Source organism: Gammaproteobacteria bacterium (assembly GCA_029884425.1).
Taxonomy (GTDB): Bacteria; Pseudomonadota; Gammaproteobacteria; order S012-40; family S012-40; genus JAOUHV01.
This window is the reverse complement of sequence record JAOUHV010000053.1, coordinates 1-18,522: the sequence shown is the minus strand read 5'-3', so window position 1 is coordinate 18,522 and position 18,522 is coordinate 1. Positions and strand designations below refer to the sequence as shown.

The 18,522-nt window shown below is 50.6% G+C and carries 18 protein-coding genes and 1 tRNA gene; 12 read left to right on the top strand and 7 right to left on the bottom strand.

From position 1 onward, the window contains the following. The 4 genes from OEW58_12160 to OEW58_12145 form a co-directional block, all read right to left on the bottom strand. Nucleotides 1-1,861: hypothetical protein (locus tag OEW58_12160; GenBank protein ID MDH5302105.1), on the bottom strand; the 1,861-nt coding region annotated here is incomplete at its 3' end. Between the two features lie 4 nt (nucleotides 1,862-1,865). Next, the gene (locus tag OEW58_12155; GenBank protein ID MDH5302104.1) at nucleotides 1,866-2,459 is read right to left on the bottom strand and encodes a hypothetical protein; all 594 of its coding nucleotides are present in this window, start codon (nucleotides 2,457-2,459) and stop codon (nucleotides 1,866-1,868) included. Further along, on the bottom strand, nucleotides 2,449-4,452 hold the full coding sequence (locus OEW58_12150) for an AAA family ATPase (GenBank protein ID MDH5302103.1): 2,004 nt from the start codon (nucleotides 4,450-4,452) through the stop codon (nucleotides 2,449-2,451). Before OEW58_12150 ends, OEW58_12155 begins: the two co-directional genes overlap by 11 nt. A 153-nt stretch (nucleotides 4,453-4,605) precedes the next feature. Beyond that, nucleotides 4,606-4,998 carry a DUF6164 family protein gene (locus OEW58_12145; GenBank protein ID MDH5302102.1) on the bottom strand — a complete coding sequence of 131 codons (393 nt, stop codon included), beginning with the start codon at nucleotides 4,996-4,998 and terminating at the stop codon, nucleotides 4,606-4,608. Nucleotides 4,999-5,104: 106 nt separating this feature from the next. On the opposite strand from OEW58_12145, the gene tcdA reads away from it, so the two are divergent. Further along, entirely contained in the window at nucleotides 5,105-5,896 is a 792-nt protein-coding gene (gene tcdA, locus OEW58_12140; protein MDH5302101.1) for a tRNA cyclic N6-threonylcarbamoyladenosine(37) synthase TcdA, read from the top strand. A gap of 6 nt (nucleotides 5,897-5,902) precedes the next feature. Then, complete coding sequence (locus OEW58_12135; GenBank protein MDH5302100.1) at nucleotides 5,903-6,826, top strand: GDP-L-fucose synthase; 924 nt, start codon at nucleotides 5,903-5,905, stop codon at nucleotides 6,824-6,826. A 4-nt stretch (nucleotides 6,827-6,830) separates the two neighbouring features. On the opposite strand, the gene OEW58_12130 is transcribed toward OEW58_12135, so the two are convergent. Next, nucleotides 6,831-9,908 (bottom strand): PAS domain S-box protein, encoded by a 3,078-nt coding sequence (locus OEW58_12130; GenBank protein MDH5302099.1) that lies wholly within the window; start codon nucleotides 9,906-9,908, stop codon nucleotides 6,831-6,833. Nucleotides 9,909-10,386: 478 nt separating this feature from the next. Between OEW58_12130 and OEW58_12125 the strand changes: the two genes are divergently transcribed. After that, nucleotides 10,387-11,040, top strand: a complete 654-nt coding sequence (locus tag OEW58_12125) for a hypothetical protein (protein MDH5302098.1) — start codon at nucleotides 10,387-10,389, stop codon at nucleotides 11,038-11,040. Between the two features lie 107 nt (nucleotides 11,041-11,147). Here OEW58_12125 and OEW58_12120 read toward each other — a convergent pair. Beyond that, nucleotides 11,148-11,225 (bottom strand) — tRNA-Arg (locus OEW58_12120). Between the two features lie 179 nt (nucleotides 11,226-11,404). Here OEW58_12120 and OEW58_12115 point away from each other — a divergent pair. The 9 genes from OEW58_12115 to OEW58_12075 all read left to right on the top strand — a co-directional run bounded on the left by OEW58_12115 (nucleotide 11,405) and on the right by OEW58_12075 (nucleotide 17,244). Then, a complete protein-coding gene (locus OEW58_12115; GenBank protein MDH5302097.1) occupies nucleotides 11,405-11,968 on the top strand; it encodes a cytochrome b/b6 domain-containing protein in 564 nt (187 codons plus the stop codon). Nucleotides 11,969-11,986: 18 nt separating this feature from the next. Next, nucleotides 11,987-12,388, top strand: coding sequence for a DUF1924 domain-containing protein (locus tag OEW58_12110; GenBank protein ID MDH5302096.1), 402 nt, complete (start codon nucleotides 11,987-11,989; stop codon nucleotides 12,386-12,388). Between the two features lie 15 nt (nucleotides 12,389-12,403). Next, complete coding sequence (locus tag OEW58_12105; protein ID MDH5302095.1) at nucleotides 12,404-12,937, top strand: diheme cytochrome c; 534 nt, start codon at nucleotides 12,404-12,406, stop codon at nucleotides 12,935-12,937. A 59-nt stretch (nucleotides 12,938-12,996) separates the two neighbouring features. After that, nucleotides 12,997-13,287, top strand: coding sequence for a PepSY domain-containing protein (locus tag OEW58_12100; GenBank protein ID MDH5302094.1), 291 nt, complete (start codon nucleotides 12,997-12,999; stop codon nucleotides 13,285-13,287). A gap of 5 nt (nucleotides 13,288-13,292) precedes the next feature. Then, nucleotides 13,293-13,958: a response regulator transcription factor gene (locus OEW58_12095; protein MDH5302093.1), complete on the top strand. Its 666-nt coding sequence runs from the start codon at nucleotides 13,293-13,295 to the stop codon at nucleotides 13,956-13,958. Beyond that, complete coding sequence (locus OEW58_12090) at nucleotides 13,958-15,277, top strand: sensor histidine kinase (protein MDH5302092.1); 1,320 nt, start codon at nucleotides 13,958-13,960, stop codon at nucleotides 15,275-15,277. The genes OEW58_12095 and OEW58_12090 overlap by 1 nt, the downstream gene beginning before the upstream one ends. Nucleotides 15,278-15,610: 333 nt before the next feature. Next, nucleotides 15,611-16,225, top strand: a complete 615-nt coding sequence (locus OEW58_12085) for a PEP-CTERM sorting domain-containing protein (protein ID MDH5302091.1) — start codon at nucleotides 15,611-15,613, stop codon at nucleotides 16,223-16,225. 181 nt (nucleotides 16,226-16,406) lie between these two features. Continuing rightward, complete coding sequence (locus OEW58_12080) at nucleotides 16,407-16,706, top strand: VOC family protein (GenBank protein ID MDH5302090.1); 300 nt, start codon at nucleotides 16,407-16,409, stop codon at nucleotides 16,704-16,706. 136 nt (nucleotides 16,707-16,842) lie between these two features. Then, the gene (locus OEW58_12075) at nucleotides 16,843-17,244 is read left to right on the top strand and encodes a hypothetical protein (GenBank protein MDH5302089.1); all 402 of its coding nucleotides are present in this window, start codon (nucleotides 16,843-16,845) and stop codon (nucleotides 17,242-17,244) included. Nucleotides 17,245-17,626: 382 nt separating this feature from the next. Here OEW58_12075 and OEW58_12070 read toward each other — a convergent pair. After that, a partial coding sequence (locus OEW58_12070) for a hypothetical protein (protein MDH5302088.1) occupies nucleotides 17,627-18,522 on the bottom strand: 896 nt, incomplete at its 5' end.

The window sequence follows — 18,522 nt, the reverse complement described above, 5'->3', positions numbered from 1 at the left end:
TGAGCTGAAAGGAAAAGTTTTTGCTGGCGGTTTGATTGGCTGCATCGGTAACGGTTACTTCCAGGCGATGTTTGTCCAGCGGAGTGACCTGGTGCCATTGATTGTCCAGGGTTTCGCTGGCCAGCGGAATCAGAAAATCATTTTGATCGCGCAGTGGTTGGCGTGTCGAAGCCTGTTCGACATCGTTGATGAAATAACGGTAGTTGACGCTGACAGACTGGGGCATGGGTTGACCTGTGCGATCAGTATCATGGGCGCGAAACGCAAAATAGGCGATGCCCGCTTGGTCCAAATCGTTGCGCGTGACGACGGTGCCAGCCAGATCCAGTTGACTATCACTCATTGCCAGTGGCGTCAGGTTGTGGTCTTGCAGGGGAATAAAATTATTGCTTGGGTCCAGGCGGGCTTTGCCGTGACCGAGGCTGGAGGCGGCGAAAACGGGCGGCGCATCTTGAATGGCGATGGAAAACGTTTTTTCATCACGCTGGCCATCACTGGTGAGCATGATGCCGTGAATGTCGTTTTGTCCCTGCTGTAACAGCAGATTGCCGCTCCAGGTGTGATTCGTTTTGTTCAGTTGCATCAGTTGATCGTTGATGCGAATTTCGCTGGCGTCGCCGGCATACGATCCGCTGATGGGATAGGCGACGTTGTCAGCCTGCAGGGTCGAATCCAGACTGAAGTACACGTTATCGATGCTGAATTGCAGCGTTGTTTGACTCCGGTTGCCTAGAATGTCACGCGCTTCTATTGCGACCCTGAGTAATCCATCGGGATAATTCAAACTGTTGAGCAATACCGAAGGTTGAGATGTGTCGCTCGCCTCGGTGGATGGCAAGTTGGGTATTTGATATTTCACCAAGTCGATGGCGATGGGAGAGTCAATGGCGAGATCCAGGGGGATTTGTCCGCGCAGAATCAGCTGAGGTTTTGCACTGATTTTTGGCAACATGCTGGCGACAGGCTGGAGTGACTGCTGATTAAACAAGTCACTTTGGTTGCTGATGATTTGTTTGGCGCGGGTCAGCAATTCTTCAGCGGTAAATTCATTTTCCAGGGCGTTGGCAGCGGCCAGCAGTTGTTGCGCCAGCCCCATGCGATAACTATCGGCATTTAGCGGAATGCTGCCCAGTGCCAGTGATCCGGTTTGGCCGTCATTTTTGCGAATTTGGCCATTGAGCAAGCCATCGTTGAGCGCATCAAGATATAATAATTTAGCCAGCGACACGCTGTGATAGCCCTGATGCTGTTGTGAGCCATTTTGTTGATTGGCCCACTGGGTCAGAAAAGAAACAGCCATACTATAGGCCAGATGAAAATTGCCCATGGCGGCTTTGGTGCTGATCGGCATTTCTTCGGTCGGTGTTAGCAAATCTAGCTGCAAGCCATCGCGCAGTTGTTGATTGGCAGTGTTGAGTGCCTGCTCAACGCTATCACCTTGCTGGATGCGCTGCAGCGTGAGTGCGGTGAGTAAATGCGAGAAGGGAGAAATTTCTATCGTGTGAGTTTTTCCCATGGTGATGAGTGACGGCGCGCTGAGTTGCAAATCATTGTCGAGCGCAATCACGTTGCCACTGGCGGGTTCGATGTAATCACCGGCGCTGACTTCCAACAAGATGGGTTGGCTTTTGCTGCGCAGCGTCAGACTGAACTGGCCGTGATCATCGCTTTGGCTGCTGCCCAGCCATTCACCCTTGCCATCGTTGGTGAATGCAAATGCCTGAATTTGCGCATGCTGGATGTGCAACGCCTGGCCGTTGATGGTGCTGACGGGACGCTGCTGTGGTAGTTGCAAATTACTTTGACCCAAGCCACAGCTGGCGAGAATGGGAAATAAACACAGAACGAAAAATTTTTTCATAGTCTCAGGGCTGATAGTGCAGCAGCAAATTGATGCTGCGGTAGTTGATATTGTTGCCGGGCACCAGGGTTTGTTGAGCTCGAAAACCCACAGACCAGTCGTGCTGCATTTCCCACTGGGCTTGCATGGCGGTGATCAGGCCAAGGCTAAGGCTGCTGCGATCGGCAAATCGTTGTTGCAGATAGCCGTCATCGCTGATGGTGTGGCGCAGCGAATACTGGTTGTAGGCCGCTTGCAGGCCAATGTCCAACCAGGGTTTGAATTGACTGTGCAGTGGCCAGATTTTTTGCAGACTCAGAGATACCGATTGTTGCTGGATAGATTGTCCCACCTCTTGGCCGCGAGCCTGGGAATCGGCGTTCAGCAGTTGCCATTGCAGCCAGTAGCGAATGTCTTGATGCCACCAGTCACTATAGGCCAGTGACATGAGGTTGCTGCTGTGGGTGGTGGTGCGTTCACCATCCGGATCGGTGATGGTGACGCTGGCCGGGCCGGTACCAAACGCGTAACTACTGGTGTTGATCGGCGCGCCCAGCAGAGCAAAGCAAGAAGAACTGGTCAGTAGCAGCAGTAGAAAAAACACATGCCTAATTGTCATAGCTGTAATAAATCCCGGTAATTTTGGGCGAGGAATCGCGCTCTTCGACGACGATGTCGATGTTGCCTTTGAACTGACGTTCACGCTTGTGACCAAGCTCAATGACCTTCAGCGAAAATGGACCTTTGCCGCGTGCCTGATTGTCTGTTTGTTTCCAGCGAATGTTGCCAAAGGACAATTGGCGTTGTTGGGTAATGCTAAAAAACTGCGCGAATTCGCTGCTCACCGCTTGCAGATTTTGTCCCTGATTGCTTTTCACTGCTTCATCCATCAATTCTTTCAGTTGATCAACGCTGCCTTGCTGATAGGCTTGGCCGAGGCGCTGTAGCAGGCCAGATAATTCCGCGCTGGAAATTTGCGGCGGTGCCGGTGCGGGTATGGGGGGTGTGGGCGCAGATGGGGTGACGGCGACGGTCGCTGTCGCGACGACAGGCGGAGTCGTCGGAGTTTGGATTTCAGCAGCGGGCTGATCAGCAGGCGTTGATTCTGCAGCGAGGGTGACCGTGGTCGCGGCAGCAATGACCGGGATCGGGGCTACGGATTTAGCCACGGGCTTGGCTTCAGTTTTGGTCTCGGTGGCGACACGGGCCGCAGGTTTGGGTTGCACGGATGCAATTACGGCAGGCTTGGGCTTGGGCTGAGGCAGTGCGGCGACGGTTGTCTCTGTCGGGGGGGCGGGTTGAGGCGGTGCAGCGACCACGGTGTTTTCGGTAACTGCCGCAGGCGGTGGGCGCTTGGTCAGGGTGCTGGGCCCCAGCTGGACGACGGTTTGTTTGGCGTCGTGCAGGCTGGCCTGGGCCATTTCTTCGAGCAATTCTTCCGCTGCTGTCGGTGCTGGCGGGCGGTCGAACAGCGGAATCAGCAGCCCCAGCAGCAGACCGGCAGCGATGCCGCCAGACCAGCGGGGATGTTGCCGAACCCAGTTGAGTGGCAGACGAATTTTTCGCGGCGGCGAGTCCGCTGGCGGTTCCTCGTTGGTGTTCGGCCTGGGTGATGGAACGATGGCCGGTTCTGCGCTGCGGGTCTTAATGTCGGCAACGGTGTTTTGCGTCAGTGCGACCGGTTCAACAACGGTTGGCTCTGGAGCGATGGCGGGTGGCGGCGATAGTTCGGGTGCGTCCTGGTCTGACTCGAACGAAAAATGGCTTTGTTGTGGCGGCACCGAATGAGGCTGGTCCTGCTCCATTTCTTCGCACAGCTCGGCGATGACCGTGTCGATGAATGGTTCATCCAGCATTCGCCGCTGTTCCACCGAGGCAAGCAGCAGGGCGCGTTCGCACAAGCGATTGATGCGGCGCGGTATGCCATCGCAAAACTGCTGAATTTGTTGGCAGGCGGCGGCGCTGAACTGCACGTCCTGGTCGCAGCCGGCCACGCTCAGGCGATGTTGAATGTAGGCTTGAGTATCGTCAACGTCCAGTGGGCGTAAGTGGCAACTGGCGACGATGCGTTGTCGAAGTTGCGGCAGGCTGGGATGATCCAGCGTGTTCTGCAGTGTGGGCTGGCCGATCAAAAAGCACTGAAACAGGGCTTGTTCGTTGTATTGGGTGTTGGACAGGATGCGCAAATCTTCCAGGGAATCGACGCTCAGGTGGTGGGCCTCGTCGATAAATACCAGGGCCCGACGGCGCATTTGTGCGAGCGTCATCAGCTGATGTTGCAATGCCTCCAAAATGGAAGCCTTGTTGAGATCCTGTAGTTTTGCCCCCATAGCGTGGGCGAGCAGTTGCAAAAAATTTTGTTCGTCCAGCACACTGGCGCAGATGTTGGTTATTACGCAGTGGCGCGTGGGATGTTTTTTTTGCAGGGTTTGGATCAGGGTGGTTTTGCCTGTGCCTGGCTCGCCGGTGAGTACGAGAAAACCTTCACCTTGTTCGATCGCGTAGCCAAGATAGGCCATGGCGCGCGCATGCGGTTTGGCTGAAAAATAAAAACCGCTGTCGGGCGTCAGGCGAAAAGGTTTTTTACGTGACGAGTAAATCGAACTGTTCATGCCGGGCCGGCCATCCTTGCGCTGTGCGCATTTGTTGGCAAGTCGAGTGATTCATTCTAGCGCAAGCTGGCGAAAAAAATAGCAGTTTTCTTCGCCGCAATGCGCCGTTTTTTGTCACCCTCAGCAGACAATAAATTCGTGGTGGCGGAGAGGTTAGCCCTGGAACAAATTGAACAGCATCTGGAAGTACAGCACCAGCAGGATCAGTACGCCCAGCAGCGGCAAAATCATTAGTTTGCGCTTGTTGAGGTGGTGCAGATGAAAACGCAATTTTTCACCGGTACTGGCGTTGGGGTTGTAGCCGGTTTCCTGCTGATAACGTTCGCGGGCGCGCAAGGCGTATTCCTGCGCGTGCTGGGCGAACAACTGGCGGGCGCGATCAGCGTCGCTGTCGTCTTCAATCCACAGTGATGCCCTGGAAAAGCCCCAGGTACTGCCAGGGGTTTCGTAATAGCGGATGTGGTGCTCATCAAGCACGGCGCAGACCGAGGCCAGCTCGTCGATGGCTTCCGGGGTTTGGGGGAAAGAATACAGTCGCTTGGCCATGGGACAGTCACAGGGTGAACATTGGGCGGGCATTCTAACCGATGGTGCATCGTCGGTCACCCCAGGCTTTGCTACAATGGCGGCGGTTTGAGGCGGATTTGGCAAAATGAGTGACGAGAGCTATCAACGCCGCTTTGGCGGTATTGCCCGGTTGTACGGGGCAGAAGGGGCGCAACGCATACGCGGATTGCACATTTGTGTGGTTGGCATTGGCGGGGTGGGCTCCTGGGCGGTCGAGGCGCTGGCACGTTCCGGGGTGGGGACACTGACCCTGATCGACAACGACACCATTTGCGAAACCAACATGAATCGCCAGATTCATACCTTGAGCGCGACCATTGATCAGTCCAAGGTCGCAGCCATGGCCGAGCGGGTGAAGCAGATCAATCCTGATTGCGATGTGCGCATCATTGACGATTTTCTTACCATGGCCACCATGCAGGAGTACTTGTCGCGTGGCTATGACTACGTGATCGATGCCATCGACAGCATCAAATTCAAATCGGAAATGATCGTGTATTGCAAGCGCAATAAAATTCCGCTGATCATGACCGGTGGTGCCGGTGGGCTGAGTGATCCGACTCAGATTCAAATTGCCGATTTGAGCAAAACCTATAATGATCCGCTGGCGGCGAAAGTGCGTTCGCGCCTGCGGCAGGAATACGGCTACACACGCAACCCCAAGCGCAAATTTGGTATTGAATGTGTGTTTTCCAGTGAACAGCAGGTGTACCCCAAGGACGATGGCAGTGTCAGTTGCGAAAAGCCCGGCATTCACGGTGTGTCGCTGGATTGTCGTTTTGGCTACGGTGCCAGCAGTTGCGTGACCTCGGTGTTTGGCTTTGTTGCCGCGTCGCGGGTGTTAAAAAAATTAACTGAAAAGAAAAAACAGGATTAATTGTCGATGGAAAAAAATGCCAGGATTTATGTTTCCGGTCATCGTGGTTTGGTCGGTTCGGCGATTGTGCGTCATCTCAATGCCCAGGGTTATCACAACATCATTACCCGCAGCAGCAAGGAACTGGATCTGCGCAATCAGCAGGCAGTTACTGATTTTTACGCCAAAGAAAAACCCGATTACGTGATTGTTGCTGCGGCCAAAGTGGGCGGCATTTGGGCCAACGATCAGTATCCGGCAGAATTTATCTACGACAATCTGATGATTGAAGCCAACGTGATTCATGGCGCGCACGTTGCCGGAGTGAAAAAATTGCTGTTTTTGGGTTCGACCTGTATTTATCCCAAAATGGCGCCACAGCCGTTGAAAGAAGATTATCTGCTTACCGGTCCGCTGGAACCCACCAACGAATGGTATGCGGTGGCAAAAATTGCCGGTATCAAAATGTGTCAGGCGTATCACAAACAATATGGCAGTCGGTTTATTTCTGCGATGCCGACCAACCTGTATGGCCCGGAAGATAATTTTGATCTGAACAATTCGCACGTGTTGCCGGCGTTGATTCGAAAATTCCATGAGGCAAAAATCAACGGCGATGCCCATGTTGTGGTGTGGGGCAGTGGTACGCCGATGCGTGAATTTTGTTACGTCGATGATCTGGCTGAGGCCTGTGTGTTTTTGCTGAACAACTATGAGCAGCCCGAGATCGTTAACATTGGCGTGGGTGAGGACATCCGTATTGCCGATTTGGCAAAACTGGTGAAAAAAGTGGTTGGGTTTAACGGTGAAATTGTTCAGGACACCAGCAAGCCTGATGGCACGCCACGCAAACTAGTGGATGTGTCGCGCATTTTCTCACTGGGTTGGCGACCAAAAGTGGGCCTGGAAGAAGGTATTGGCCGTGCGTATCGCTGGTATTTACAGCAGTGATTGTTTACGGTTGAACGGCGTGCAGTGCGTTGAGCAAGGTGCTGATGCCAAATGGTTTGGTGATGTATTTGTCAAAGCCAGCCTCTAGTCCAGCTTGAACATCACTGGCCGAGGCAAACGCGCTGAGCGCAATGACCGGAATGTGCGCGGTATCCGGATCGAGTTTGAGTTGGGGCAATAATTGCAGGCCGCTGATGCGTGGTAAATGTATGTCCAGCAAAATAATGTCTGGCCGCAGCTGTCGCGCCAGCGCGATACCCTGCTCGGGATCGGTGACGCAGTTCAGTCGGTGTGGTGTATAGCGATGTAAAATATCCTGTACCACGCGGATGTTGGCGGGGTTGTCTTCGATATACAGCACTGACAATGGACGATCAAAGGTTGGCAGGAGTGACACCGTATCTTGAGGTTCCTGTTCTACCAGCAAGGTGCTGGCCAGGGGCAGCTCTATCCAAAACGTGCTGCCGATGCCTTCTTCGCTTTCAACACCAATGTGACCATGCATGCGTTCGATCAGTTGTTTACTGATAACCAAGCCGATACCAGCACCATCGATAGTCGATTTTTCTGCACCCACACGCTCAAACGGCTGGAATAGTTTGGCGAGCTGTTTTCCGCTCAGACCTTGGCCGCTGTCTTTGACATTAATGCGGAGGTAGCCATCTTTTTCCTGGGCGCTGATAATAATCTCGCCATAGTCACGATTGTATTTAATGGCGTTGGACAACAGATTGACCAGCACTTGTTTTAGGCGAGTATAGTCGGCGTGAATGTCGATGTCTGTTTGTGTCGCGGTGTCGATTAATTTGATGTTGCGTGCTTCAGCCAATGGCCTGACTAACGCCAGTGTGTCTTTAATCAGGTGCGTGGTGCTGACTTTTTCCAGCGACACAAACAGTTTGCCCGCCTCAATGGCGGACAAATCCAGCACGTCGTTGATCAGTCCCAACAGATGTTTGCCCGCGTTGGTAATTTCCCGTGCCTGCGATTGCTGCTCGCTGGTTAAGGTCGGGTTATCATCGTATTCCAGCAACTGAGCAAAACCAATAATGGCGTTGAGTGGCGTGCGTAACTCGTGACTCATCCGCGAAACGAATTCAGATTTGGCGCGACTGGCTTTTTCCGCCAGTAGTCGAGCTTCTTCCTGCGCTAATTCGGCTAGTTTGCGGTTGGTGATGTCCTGCACAATGCCCAGCATTTGGACGGCGTTGCCGTTGTTGTCACGAACGGTATCGCCGCGACTGAGCAGCCAGTGAATGCTGCCGTCAGGCCAAATGCAACGAAACTCCACGTTGTATTCCTTGCCCAGCGTTATGCTATTGGTCATGGAATCCATTACGGCTAATCGATCATGTGGATGAATCAATGAGGCTTGTTGTTCAAAGGATATTTGTGTTTCGCCGGCAGGCAAACCGTACAGTGTGGCGACGCGCTCGGACCAAAAAATAATATTGGAGTGGATGTTCCAATCCCAGCTGCCCACGTTGGCATAGTTTTGACTGCGGCGTAAGCGTTGTTCGCTGGCTTCGAGTAATAGTTCAACCTGTTTTTTGTCTTCGACGTTGATCCACGAGCCGACCAATTCATCGCCTTTGTCAGATTGGTGCCATTGCAGGCGATCTGAAATCCAATGATACTCGCCATTTTTATCGCGAAAACGATATTCCAGCTCAATCATTCCGTAATCAGGCGCCAAGGCATTGATGTGTGCCTGGACGCGTTCAACATCCTCGGGGTGAATATTGCTCAGCCAGAAGCTTGGTGTATCTAGTAGCGTTTTTGCATCGCAACCTAACGTACTTGATGTATTGGGACTGGCATAGCTGATATCAAACGGTGGCAGTGTGCTGCGAGTGTAAATGGTGACTAAACTGTTGCTGAGCAAAAAATCCAGTCGGGCCATACTCTCCAGCCGCGCCTGTTCGGCACGAACGCGTTCGGTGACATCGCGGGCAATGCCGACAAACCCAGCTTCGCTATTGTTTTTTGATGGTGCAACATTAAGTTCGATAGGGAAGCGCGAGCCATTTTTGCGTTGTCCCATCAGCAGGCGTTCGCGGCGAATAATGCGAGGTGCATGCAAGGTGGAGTGATCGGTATAGTTTTGATGTTCGCGGCGTTCCTCTTCGGGTAACAGAATCGCGACATTTTGGCCAAGGACTTCGTCAGCAGAATAGCCAAACATATTTTCTGCCGCAGGATTGAAAGTACGAATATGGCCGGTGGCATCAATGGCAATGATGGCATCGGCGGTGTTGTTGATAATCGCACGTAGGCGTGCTTCGCTGGTTTCCAGTTGACTGGTGAATTCCAGTCGTTGATGCAGACGTTCCACCGCTAACAAAACCAGCATAATCAAGATGCTGACGATGGCAATAATCCAGGTCAGTATATCCAGAGGGATGTCGTCAATATCATGGTTGGCTGTTGGCAGCGGGGTAAAGTGCATGGCCAGCATGGCGGTATAGTGCATGCCTGCGACAGCGGCCCCCATCACCAGGGCGGCAATCATCTGTCGACGATGAAAATGGGTTGGTGTAGTGAACAGTTTTGCGCGGACGTGCAGTGAAATGGCGGCGAGTATCACGGCAAGCAGTATCGACCAGGCCACCAGCCAGTGGTCGTGGCTCATCATGGCTTCCATACGCATGGCACTCATGCCCAGGTAATGCATGGCGCCGATGCCGCCGCCCATCAGGATGGCGCTGAGCAGCAGGCGGGATGGGTTCAACGAGTGTTGGGGATAGCGCAATGCCGCGATACTGGCCAGCACGGCTGGAACGATGGATAGCATGGTAATCCATGGGTCGTAGCGCACTTCGAACGGTGTGCTGTAAGCGAGCATGCCGATAAAGTGCATTGCCCAAATACCCAAACCCTGGACAAGGGCGGCGGCCATGGGCCAGTTTTTCTGGCGATCGTTTTGCGATTGAATACGCTGACTGGTTTCAACCAGGACAAAGGCGGTGTAAGTGGCTACGAAAATGATGGCGAGCGATAAGGCGACCAGCAGGGGATTATAAACACCGGTAATGATGGATAGCTGCTCAATGTTCGAATGGCTGGCGGCGCTGTGATCCATGACGTGGCTCCCGCGCGATGCCTAAAACATTGTCTGTCGGACCAGGAACGGTGTGGTAATGGCAACACGGTTCTTGCGGACAGAAAGGCATGACATTTTGTAAAGGGGGAAACAAGCCATGCGTTTGCTGGGCTCCTTTGGGCGCGAGGCAAATGGTGTACAGGTAGGCTTGTTTACGGCAGATCGATGATGAAAATTTAGTGGTTTGCTTAATGATTCAAGCGGAGAAGGCGTAACAAGGCAGTAATCACATACAAACTGTGTGTAAATTAAGTGAGTGAGACTTATTGATTGTGCTACTGGCACCTTCCTTTCCCCTATAAAAACAGTAGATTGATGAAACGGTCAGGCGTATTTGCGTGCCGAAAAGGGAAGGGTATGGATAGGAGAGGGCAGTGCTCCGTAGTTTTTAAAGATTCATTGGTGACGTTTATGCGATAGTTTTTGTGCAAGGTATAAACGATCAGGCAAATTAACGATGAAGAACCAAAAGGCTCTGTCACGAGTGATGAACAGAACAATAATCGGCGCAGTATTTTTTTTAATCCTGAACCATTCCGCCTTGGCGGGAGTGTTTGCAGAGCTAAGCGTAAACCAGGCGTCAGAACCAACCGTTAATTTAGCGGTGTTGACGGAAGACGTGTGGCACGTGGCTGGCTTTTTTGGCCAGCGCAGATATGCGACGGATGATGTTGCGCTGGTTCACACCTATATGGCGGGTGGGATTGGTTATCGGTGGTACGGTGACTGGACTGGGAATTTACTGTTGGGTCTGGAAAATTCCGGTGTAAACCAAGGAGGGCAAGGAATGGGGGTTCGATATCAAGGCGCCTATTCCCAGCTGATGTTGATGAAATTTTTTGAAAGACATCGGCTGGATTACATTTTTTCGTACAGCCAAAACAGTGGTGAAATTTGGAGCCGGCTGCGGGCCAGTCAGCTGCTCGACTCTGGGTATCGGTTGGGGCCCGAGGTAATCGTATCAAAATTTCTTGGTCACAATTTCGAAGCGGTTGGATTGGTTGTGGAAGACCAGGTCGACTCAGTGACCATCGCAGGGAAGCTCGGCGTTGAAAAGGTAAATTCGAATACTCGGGGGTATCTCGGTGTTGAGATGTACCGCTCGTTTTAGGGTTTAGCCGTCAGACTCAACTTCGGGCCTTGACCATTGCCTTTATTTCTCGCTTCGGATGTCTTGTCGGCAAGCCTGTTTGGGGAGGCGGGGTCTGCAGATTGAAATGGTGCCCCGGAGACGACTTGAACGTCCGACCTGCCCCTTAGGAGGGGGCTGCTCTATCCAGCTGAAGCTACCGGGGCGTGTCGCCTATCTTAGCATTGATGTCGTTCTGGGCAAAGGCATGGCTGAGGCGGGTGTTTTTTGTCCAGGCAGGCAGAAAAACGAAAAAGCCAAATTCATGTTGAGTTCATTCCACATTCATTTTTGATTCACTGCCTCGCCCTATACTGACCTCAGTAGCGAAAACCAGGAGGTAGTTATGGCAACGCAAACGGTCAAAGTATGGGATTTCTTCGTCCGGTTTTTTCACTGGGCGCTGGTGCTGTTTTTCATCGTGGCCTTTGCCAGCGGCGAGGAATGGGCCACGCTGCATGCCTATGCCGGTTATGCGATAGGCGGCTTGCTGGCCTTGCGACTGGTGTGGGGGTTGGTGGGAAGCCGCTATGCGCGCTTCAGCAACTTTGTGCAATCACGGCAGACGGTCAAAGCCTACCTCAATGATGTGCTGCATTTTCGTGGCAAGCGCTACATCGGCCATAACCCGCTGGGTGGCTGGATGATTGTGGCGATGTTGCTGACGCTGGTTTTAACCACTTTGACCGGATTGGTAGCCTACGGCGGCACGGAGCACGCAGGCCCACTTGTGTTCCAGGCCCAGGCTTTGCCAGCAGTTGTGCTCGATGCGATTGAAGAACTGCATGAAGGTCTGGCGAATTTTACCTTGTTGTTAGTGTTGATTCATGTGGCGGGCGTGGCGTTTGAGAGTCTGGTGCATGGTGAGAATTTGGTTAGTGCGATGATCACTGGTCGCAAACAACTTTAATTGGATAAGGAGCATAGAATGAAAGCGATATCAGTATTTGTGTTGGCAGCAGGATTGTTTAGTGCAGCGGCCCAGGCGGATGTGGTGGCAGACCGACTGAAGGAGTATCAATCACAAGGTGGCAGCAACTTCAGCGCTGATGCGGGCAAAGCAATGTGGACCAAGAAAGTTGTGCACGCGGATTCGGAAGGCAAGGAGCGTGCGTGCGCGGTATGTCATGGCGAAGATCTGCGCAAGCCGGGCAAGCATGCCAAAACCGGCAAGGTGATCGATCCATTGGCGCCGTCGGCAAATCCTGAGCGTCTGACCGAGGTCAAGCAAATCGAAAAATGGTTTAAGCGCAATTGCGAATGGACTTACGGTCGCGAATGTACAGCGCAGGAAAAAGGTGATTTCCTAAGTTATATTGCAAAACAGTAACCCAGGGGCAAAATTATGAAAAGATCATACATGAGTGTGTTGGTGTTAACGCTGAGCGCTATGGCAGGCAGTGTGCTGGCTGATGGTGGTTCCAAGGCGGTGTCAGGTGTGCCCAAAAACGAAGCCTATCAGAGTGAATGTAGCGGTTGTCATATGGCATACCCAGCGGACTTGTTGCCAGCGGCATCGTGGAAAAAAATGATGGCAGGCTTGTCTGATCATTTTGGCGACAACGCGACCATGGACGCCAAAACCGCAAAAGAAATTGGTGACTATCTGGCGAAAAATGCTGGCGATGTGAGCAATACTGGCCTAGCGCATAAAGTGTTGCGTAAACTGGGTAGTGGCGAGGCACCACTACGCATTACCGAGTTGCCGTATATTGCCCGCGAACACAAGCATGAATTACCCAAGGATGTTTTCAAACGCTCTGATAAACTGACCAGCCTGTCACAGTGTGATGGTTGCCACACCAAGGCGACCGAAGGTAGTTTCCGTGAGCGCGAGATTGTGATTCCTGGTTCTGGTCGCAATCACGAGGGCCACTAAGTGAGATAAAAAATCCGGGTGTGAAAACCCGGATTTTTTCGCATAATGGAATGATGTATATGTCCGTTGCCCAATTAATTCTTGTATCACTGCTTGTGCTGTCGACTCCGTTACTCGCCAGTCAGGATGAGGCGCGTCGCTTGGCCGAACAGGGTGAAATTCAGTCATTAGAAAAATTGGTTAGGTCAGCAAACCAGATGGTGGCAGGCCGGGTGATTGAGGCTGAATTAAAACATCGCAAAGATCAATTGCTGTACGAAATTGAAATCCTCGATGAGCGCGGTGTGGTGTGGGAGTTTGTATTTGATGCACGTAATGGCAAACTGCTGAAAAAACTGAAGGAAGAGTGATTACCATGCGCATATTGGTGGTTGAGGATGACGTCAAGCTAGCTGAGGGGTTAAAGCGGGATCTGAAGCAGCACGGATTTGCCGTGGACCTTTGTGCTGATGGCGTGGATGCCGAACACATGGGCAAAATGGAGCCCTATGATGCGGTGGTGCTGGATCTGGGATTGCCGCGCAAGCCGGGTCTGGATGTCCTGAAAAGCTGGCGCAAGGACGGCAACAATGTGCCCGTGTGCATTTTGACCGCGCGTGATGCATGGCATGAAAAAGTTGATGGCTTTCAGGCAGGCGCAGATGATTATCTGGCCAAGCCGTTCCATGTGGAAGAATTGGTTGCTCGACTCAATGCGCTGATTCGCCGCAGCAGCGGCATGGCCAGTCCACAGGCCCAGGCCGGTGGTTTGGTGCTGGACGAAGATCGGCAGACCGTGGTTGATCGTCAGGGGAACACGCACGAACTGACCGGCACTGAATTTCGTTTGCTGCGCTATTTCATGATGAACGCTGGCAAGGTGTTATCCAAATCTCGCCTGGCCGATCATGTGTACGATTACGATTCAGACAAAGACAGTAACGTCATCGAAGTGTACATCAAACGATTGCGACAAAAAGTGGGAGCGGAGCTGATCCAGACCCGCCGTGGCCAAGGTTATATTTTTGAGGGAAACCCCTAATGCAATCCATTCGCGCCCGCCTGGGTAGCGGATTGTTTGTGTTGCTGATTGTGTTGTTCTTGCTGCAGTTGGGCATCGTCAGTTTTGTGATTCGTCATCTTATGGGGGAAGTGGTGATGACGCGTCTGATGCAGGATGCCGACAGTCTGTTGGCGGTGGTGGAAATCAACGATCAGAATCAAGCTTCACTGTCAGCGCAGCGTCTGGCGAATGTGTATCAGCAGCCATTTTCCGGTCATTATTTTCATATCGAAGTCGAAGGCAAGGATTTGCATTCCCGCTCGTTGTGGGATGAGGATTTGCATTTGCGTAACGTAGCCCCCGGCGAGCACGAAGTGCAATACCTTGAAGGGCCGCTGGATCAATGGTTGATGGTCTACGTCAGCGGATATCGCAAACACGGCAAGCATGTGGTGATTGCTGTGGCACAAGACGTATCGGACTTGAGTTCGGACATTCGCGAAATGCAGTTGGTGTACGGCGGAGTCTCTCTGGTGGCACTGTTGTTGTTGGTGTATTTGCAAAATGCGGCATTGCGCTGGAGTTTGGCGCCGGTGGAAAAAGCACGTGCGCAATTGCGTGCCATCGAAAATGGCGAAGTCGGTCGACTGGACGAACAGGCGCCGGTGGAAATTCTGCCGCTGGTGCAGGAAATTAATCGCCTGCTGGATTTGTTGTCGCAACGATTGACGCGGTCGCGTAACGCTTTGGGTAATCTGGCGCACGCGCTGAAAACACCGCTGACAGTGATGACGCAATTAAGTCGTGATGATGGCAGCGATAAGGCCCAAGCCTTACACGATATGCAGACACAAATTGCCACCATGCGTGGTTTGGTGGAACGCGAGTTAAAACGCGCACGACTGGCCAGCGGTGGCGGTGGCGCACGCTTTACTCCTGCTGATGACGTGAACAGTTTGGTCACAACCCTGAAAAAAATTTATGCCGACAAACATCTGAATTATCAGGTGCGTTTGGATGTCGAGCACAGTTTGCCTCTGGATCGTGAAGATATGCTGGAACTGTTGGGCAATCTGCTGGACAACGCCAGCAAATGGGCACGCTCGCAGGTGAGGTTTCAGTTGTACGCCCAGGATTCAATGATCTGCATGCACATCGAAGATGATGGTCCCGGCGTTGATGAACAAGCGATTGCGCATTTGCAGCAGCGTGGCGTGCGGGTGGATGAATCCATTGCCGGTCACGGACTTGGCTTGGCGATTGTCAGCGACAGCGTCGCGAGCTACGGCGGTCAGTTGCAGTTGGGCCGTTCTGTGGACTTGGGTGGCTTTTCCGTGAAGGTGTGTTTGCCGGTGTAGCAATGTTTAAGGTTGGGGCCGAAAACGAGATTGCGAGCTGCTTTTATGAATTGAAAAGCGAGGTTCAAATTACTTGCAAATAGGCGACTAATTCAGTGGGAATAATGTGGTGTTGGCGTGCGAATGCTAAACAATTCGAATATAAATTATTTTATTTAACAAGTGCATATAGAGGAAAGCTAAAACTTTAAGTTGCAATTTTGTCAAATATTTGACACAATGTTACAAGTTGTTTTTCCTGACCCAAGTGTATTCAGCGGGTTGTAACTATGGCATCTGTTTTGCCCAATAACTGACAGGGAAATAGGTACCTGTCTACATGGAGAACCGAATATGTTTAAAGGTCTTTACACGTTTGCAGCAGCTTCCTTGCTCATGCTACCCATGGCAGCGAATGCAACTATTACCTACAGCAACACCGGGCTGAGTGGTTCGTTCGCAACCGAAAATTTCGACACTAATGCGGGGCAAGATACCGTCGCCGGCACCCAGTTTACAGGAATCACTTTCGGGGTGGGTAACGCTGTCATCAATGGCTACAATGGCGCCTTCCCGAACATGACCAATAGCGTGATAGCTAATTTTTTTCATGGTTACGATATTCAGGATCCAACGTCATTTGGTTTTGATGCTGATTTAGTTGAGCTGGCGTTTGCATTTGTGAGTAATCCGCAGGCGACTACGTTTTCCGTTTTCCTCGATAGCGTTTTGATCGAATCTGTTGTTCTGAATACCGACTATTCAGGCAATTATGTCAATATCAGCGGCTATGCGTTCGATGAGGTTCATATTACCTCGGTTGGAAGTAATGATGCCTATATTATGGATAATATGCAGTACAAGGTGGCGAGAGTGGCTGATGTGCCAGAGCCTGCTGCTTTTGCTCTTTTGGGGATTGGGCTGGCTGGTTTGGCTTTTTCCAGACGAAAATCAGATAGCAAAGCCTAACGAGCGATCGTGTCATCCAATGTAAACAGAGAGCGGTGCCTAGGCACCGCTCTTTGTTTATGGCGTCCATTCTGTTTGTTATGCGTAGTAGCAATGCCTGCGCTTTCCGATTGTCCACGATTTCGTTTGTGGTTCCCGCATAAAGATTAATCCCGAGAAGATCATTTCTGAATAGCCATTTGTGGCGATCAGTGCGGGCCTATATTTTAAGTTTAATGAATCGCTTTCATTCGTGGTTTATTGTGAAACACAATATGAAATCGATTATTACTGGGGCAAACTGTCCGCTGATCCACTGGCAGAGCAGTGTGGCTGGTTGAAAGACAAATTTGGTTTATCGTGGCAAATTGTTCCAGCTGTGATGGAGCGAATAATACGGGAAAACGATCCAGCTAAAATGGCACGAGTAACCAAAGTGGTTCTTGCCATGAAGAAATTTCAAATTCAAGCCATTCAGCAAGCCTACGAAGGTAGGGAATAGCGTAAACTGTGCGGCCAACAAGTTGCATAAGCAAATAATGCAGGGAAGGCGTCTGGCTCCAAGCGGATATTTCGGTTGGTCTAAGCCCCTTTTTTCGCTTGTTGATTAAATAAACCCTAGGAGCTCTTTTGTGTTAATGCTGGATTTTAAGGACATTGGTTGGTGGTATTGGCTTGTAACGGCCTTTTTGCTCACGGCGGGCCTTGCCGGATATTCATGGGGATTTACGCTGGCCATCGGCCTCACGGTTGTACATTTGGCTCACTACATAATTCGAGAGCGCAGTATTACTGCCTTCTCGGTTCAGGTTCGTTTCTGGTATTTATTGCTCCTTGTTGCTTCGTATTTGGACCCACTACAGTTGCTTTTTTGGGTGCCAACCATTGGCACCTGGGCGCGTGAGTTGTTTGGTTATTGCACAATGGCGCGCTGTGTATCGTTATTGCCTTGGAATCGAAGTGAAGCGTTTTCGTTGTCGTTGCTGAAGCGAGCCTTTCTCTCACGTCCTGTGCGTGGAAACATCATGCAGGGTCTATAGGCCGCTATGCCAGTTGGTCTGGATTTTTATAACGTCGGTTTAAAATGCGATGAGTTACACTGGCAATCTATGGGGCAAAGAAAGAAGTCGGTTTTGTTGGGATGGGTTATGTTTGAATTGTTATGTAGATTTCCCTGTGAAATTGGCATTTTAACTCGACCGCTTCTTTCGCCATTAGATGAGAATCTAGCCCGATAATGTCGAGGTTTCGGTGAGGAGTTTGACGATCCGGGTGTGAATGCCAAAATTTTTTCCTTGTTCTTTGCTTTTCGCACAGTCTTAATAGTTGAGTCAATATCGAGCTGACTTTGTAGACAGTGTTTCATTTCTTTATTGGGGGGAATAGAGTGAAACTTGTATTTCTATTGCTTGGCAATGTTCTTCAGATTTTGTTGGCAAATTGGGAGTATTCAACTGCATCTAAATTCTCATTGTTTTCTTGGTAACCCATTGGGTAGTGGTCTCGAATGGCGCCTTTGACCAAGATTGCAATGCGTGTATCCCAATCATCTTCAAATAGTCTCAATGTTTGAGTTACGGAAGACGTATCTCCGATGTTTTTTCGTAATTTATTTACAAGACCCGATATTGCCAAAAATCTTCGTTCATCTGTTGTTTTGAATGCGATCTCGGTAAGTGCAGAGATGGATGATTCGGTTGTCAAAGTAGAAAGTTTATTGATTGCATCAATCTGTGATTTTCTATTTGATTCATTAAGTGCAATTTTGCGTAGATTCGTAGATTCACTGTCTGTTTTTGTTTTATGTTTTTCCATCATTTCATTGTGATTATATATTTCATTTTCAGTTGTTGTTTTTATTTCTGATTCATATATGTAGAGTGATTTTTCGCTATTGTAGTTAGAGGATGTTTGGCTTTTTATTTTTTTGTTTTCAAATTCATTATTTATATATATTGGATATTCTTCCTCAATGATAGTGTTAGCGTCGTCTTCATTTGTCGCTATTTTGGTGTGAGATTCTTTGATTTTGTTGGACCATTGTTCAATTCTTGTTCTCCAGTCAGATGCATTGCTTTCTTGGTGTGATATTCCTTGTTTTTCTTCTTGATGATAATGATTGGCGTCATCGTTGATATATGCATATGTTGTGTAGGTGGCAATGGCGGTTAGACATATCGCTATTGATGCCGGTTTGAACGAGCTTTTCAAATTATTTTTAGTTGTCATGGATATCAACCTTTCTGCAAAGAAGCCCGCCGATTCTAGGCGGGCTACCATTTGTATATTCATGACAACTAAAAATAATTTGAAAAGCT

Coding starts and splice junctions, on each gene's coding strand:
- OEW58_12135 (MDH5302100.1), top strand. CDS start 5,903: ATGGAAAAAAATGCCAGGATTTATGTTTCCGGTCATCGTGGTTTGGTC.
- OEW58_12110 (MDH5302096.1), top strand. CDS start 11,987: ATGAAAGCGATATCAGTATTTGTGTTGGCAGCAGGATTGTTTAGTGCA.
- OEW58_12075 (MDH5302089.1), top strand. CDS start 16,843: ATGCTGGATTTTAAGGACATTGGTTGGTGGTATTGGCTTGTAACGGCC.
- OEW58_12085 (MDH5302091.1), top strand. CDS start 15,611: ATGTTTAAAGGTCTTTACACGTTTGCAGCAGCTTCCTTGCTCATGCTA.
- OEW58_12145 (MDH5302102.1), bottom strand. CDS start 4,998: ATGGCCAAGCGACTGTATTCTTTCCCCCAAACCCCGGAAGCCATCGAC.
- OEW58_12105 (MDH5302095.1), top strand. CDS start 12,404: ATGAAAAGATCATACATGAGTGTGTTGGTGTTAACGCTGAGCGCTATG.
- tcdA (MDH5302101.1), top strand. CDS start 5,105: ATGAGTGACGAGAGCTATCAACGCCGCTTTGGCGGTATTGCCCGGTTG.
- OEW58_12100 (MDH5302094.1), top strand. CDS start 12,997: ATGTCCGTTGCCCAATTAATTCTTGTATCACTGCTTGTGCTGTCGACT.
- OEW58_12115 (MDH5302097.1), top strand. CDS start 11,405: ATGGCAACGCAAACGGTCAAAGTATGGGATTTCTTCGTCCGGTTTTTT.
- OEW58_12150 (MDH5302103.1), bottom strand. CDS start 4,452: ATGAACAGTTCGATTTACTCGTCACGTAAAAAACCTTTTCGCCTGACG.
- OEW58_12155 (MDH5302104.1), bottom strand. CDS start 2,459: ATGACAATTAGGCATGTGTTTTTTCTACTGCTGCTACTGACCAGTTCT.
- OEW58_12125 (MDH5302098.1), top strand. CDS start 10,387: ATGAAGAACCAAAAGGCTCTGTCACGAGTGATGAACAGAACAATAATC.
- OEW58_12130 (MDH5302099.1), bottom strand. CDS start 9,908: ATGGATCACAGCGCCGCCAGCCATTCGAACATTGAGCAGCTATCCATC.
- OEW58_12095 (MDH5302093.1), top strand. CDS start 13,293: ATGCGCATATTGGTGGTTGAGGATGACGTCAAGCTAGCTGAGGGGTTA.
- OEW58_12090 (MDH5302092.1), top strand. CDS start 13,958: ATGCAATCCATTCGCGCCCGCCTGGGTAGCGGATTGTTTGTGTTGCTG.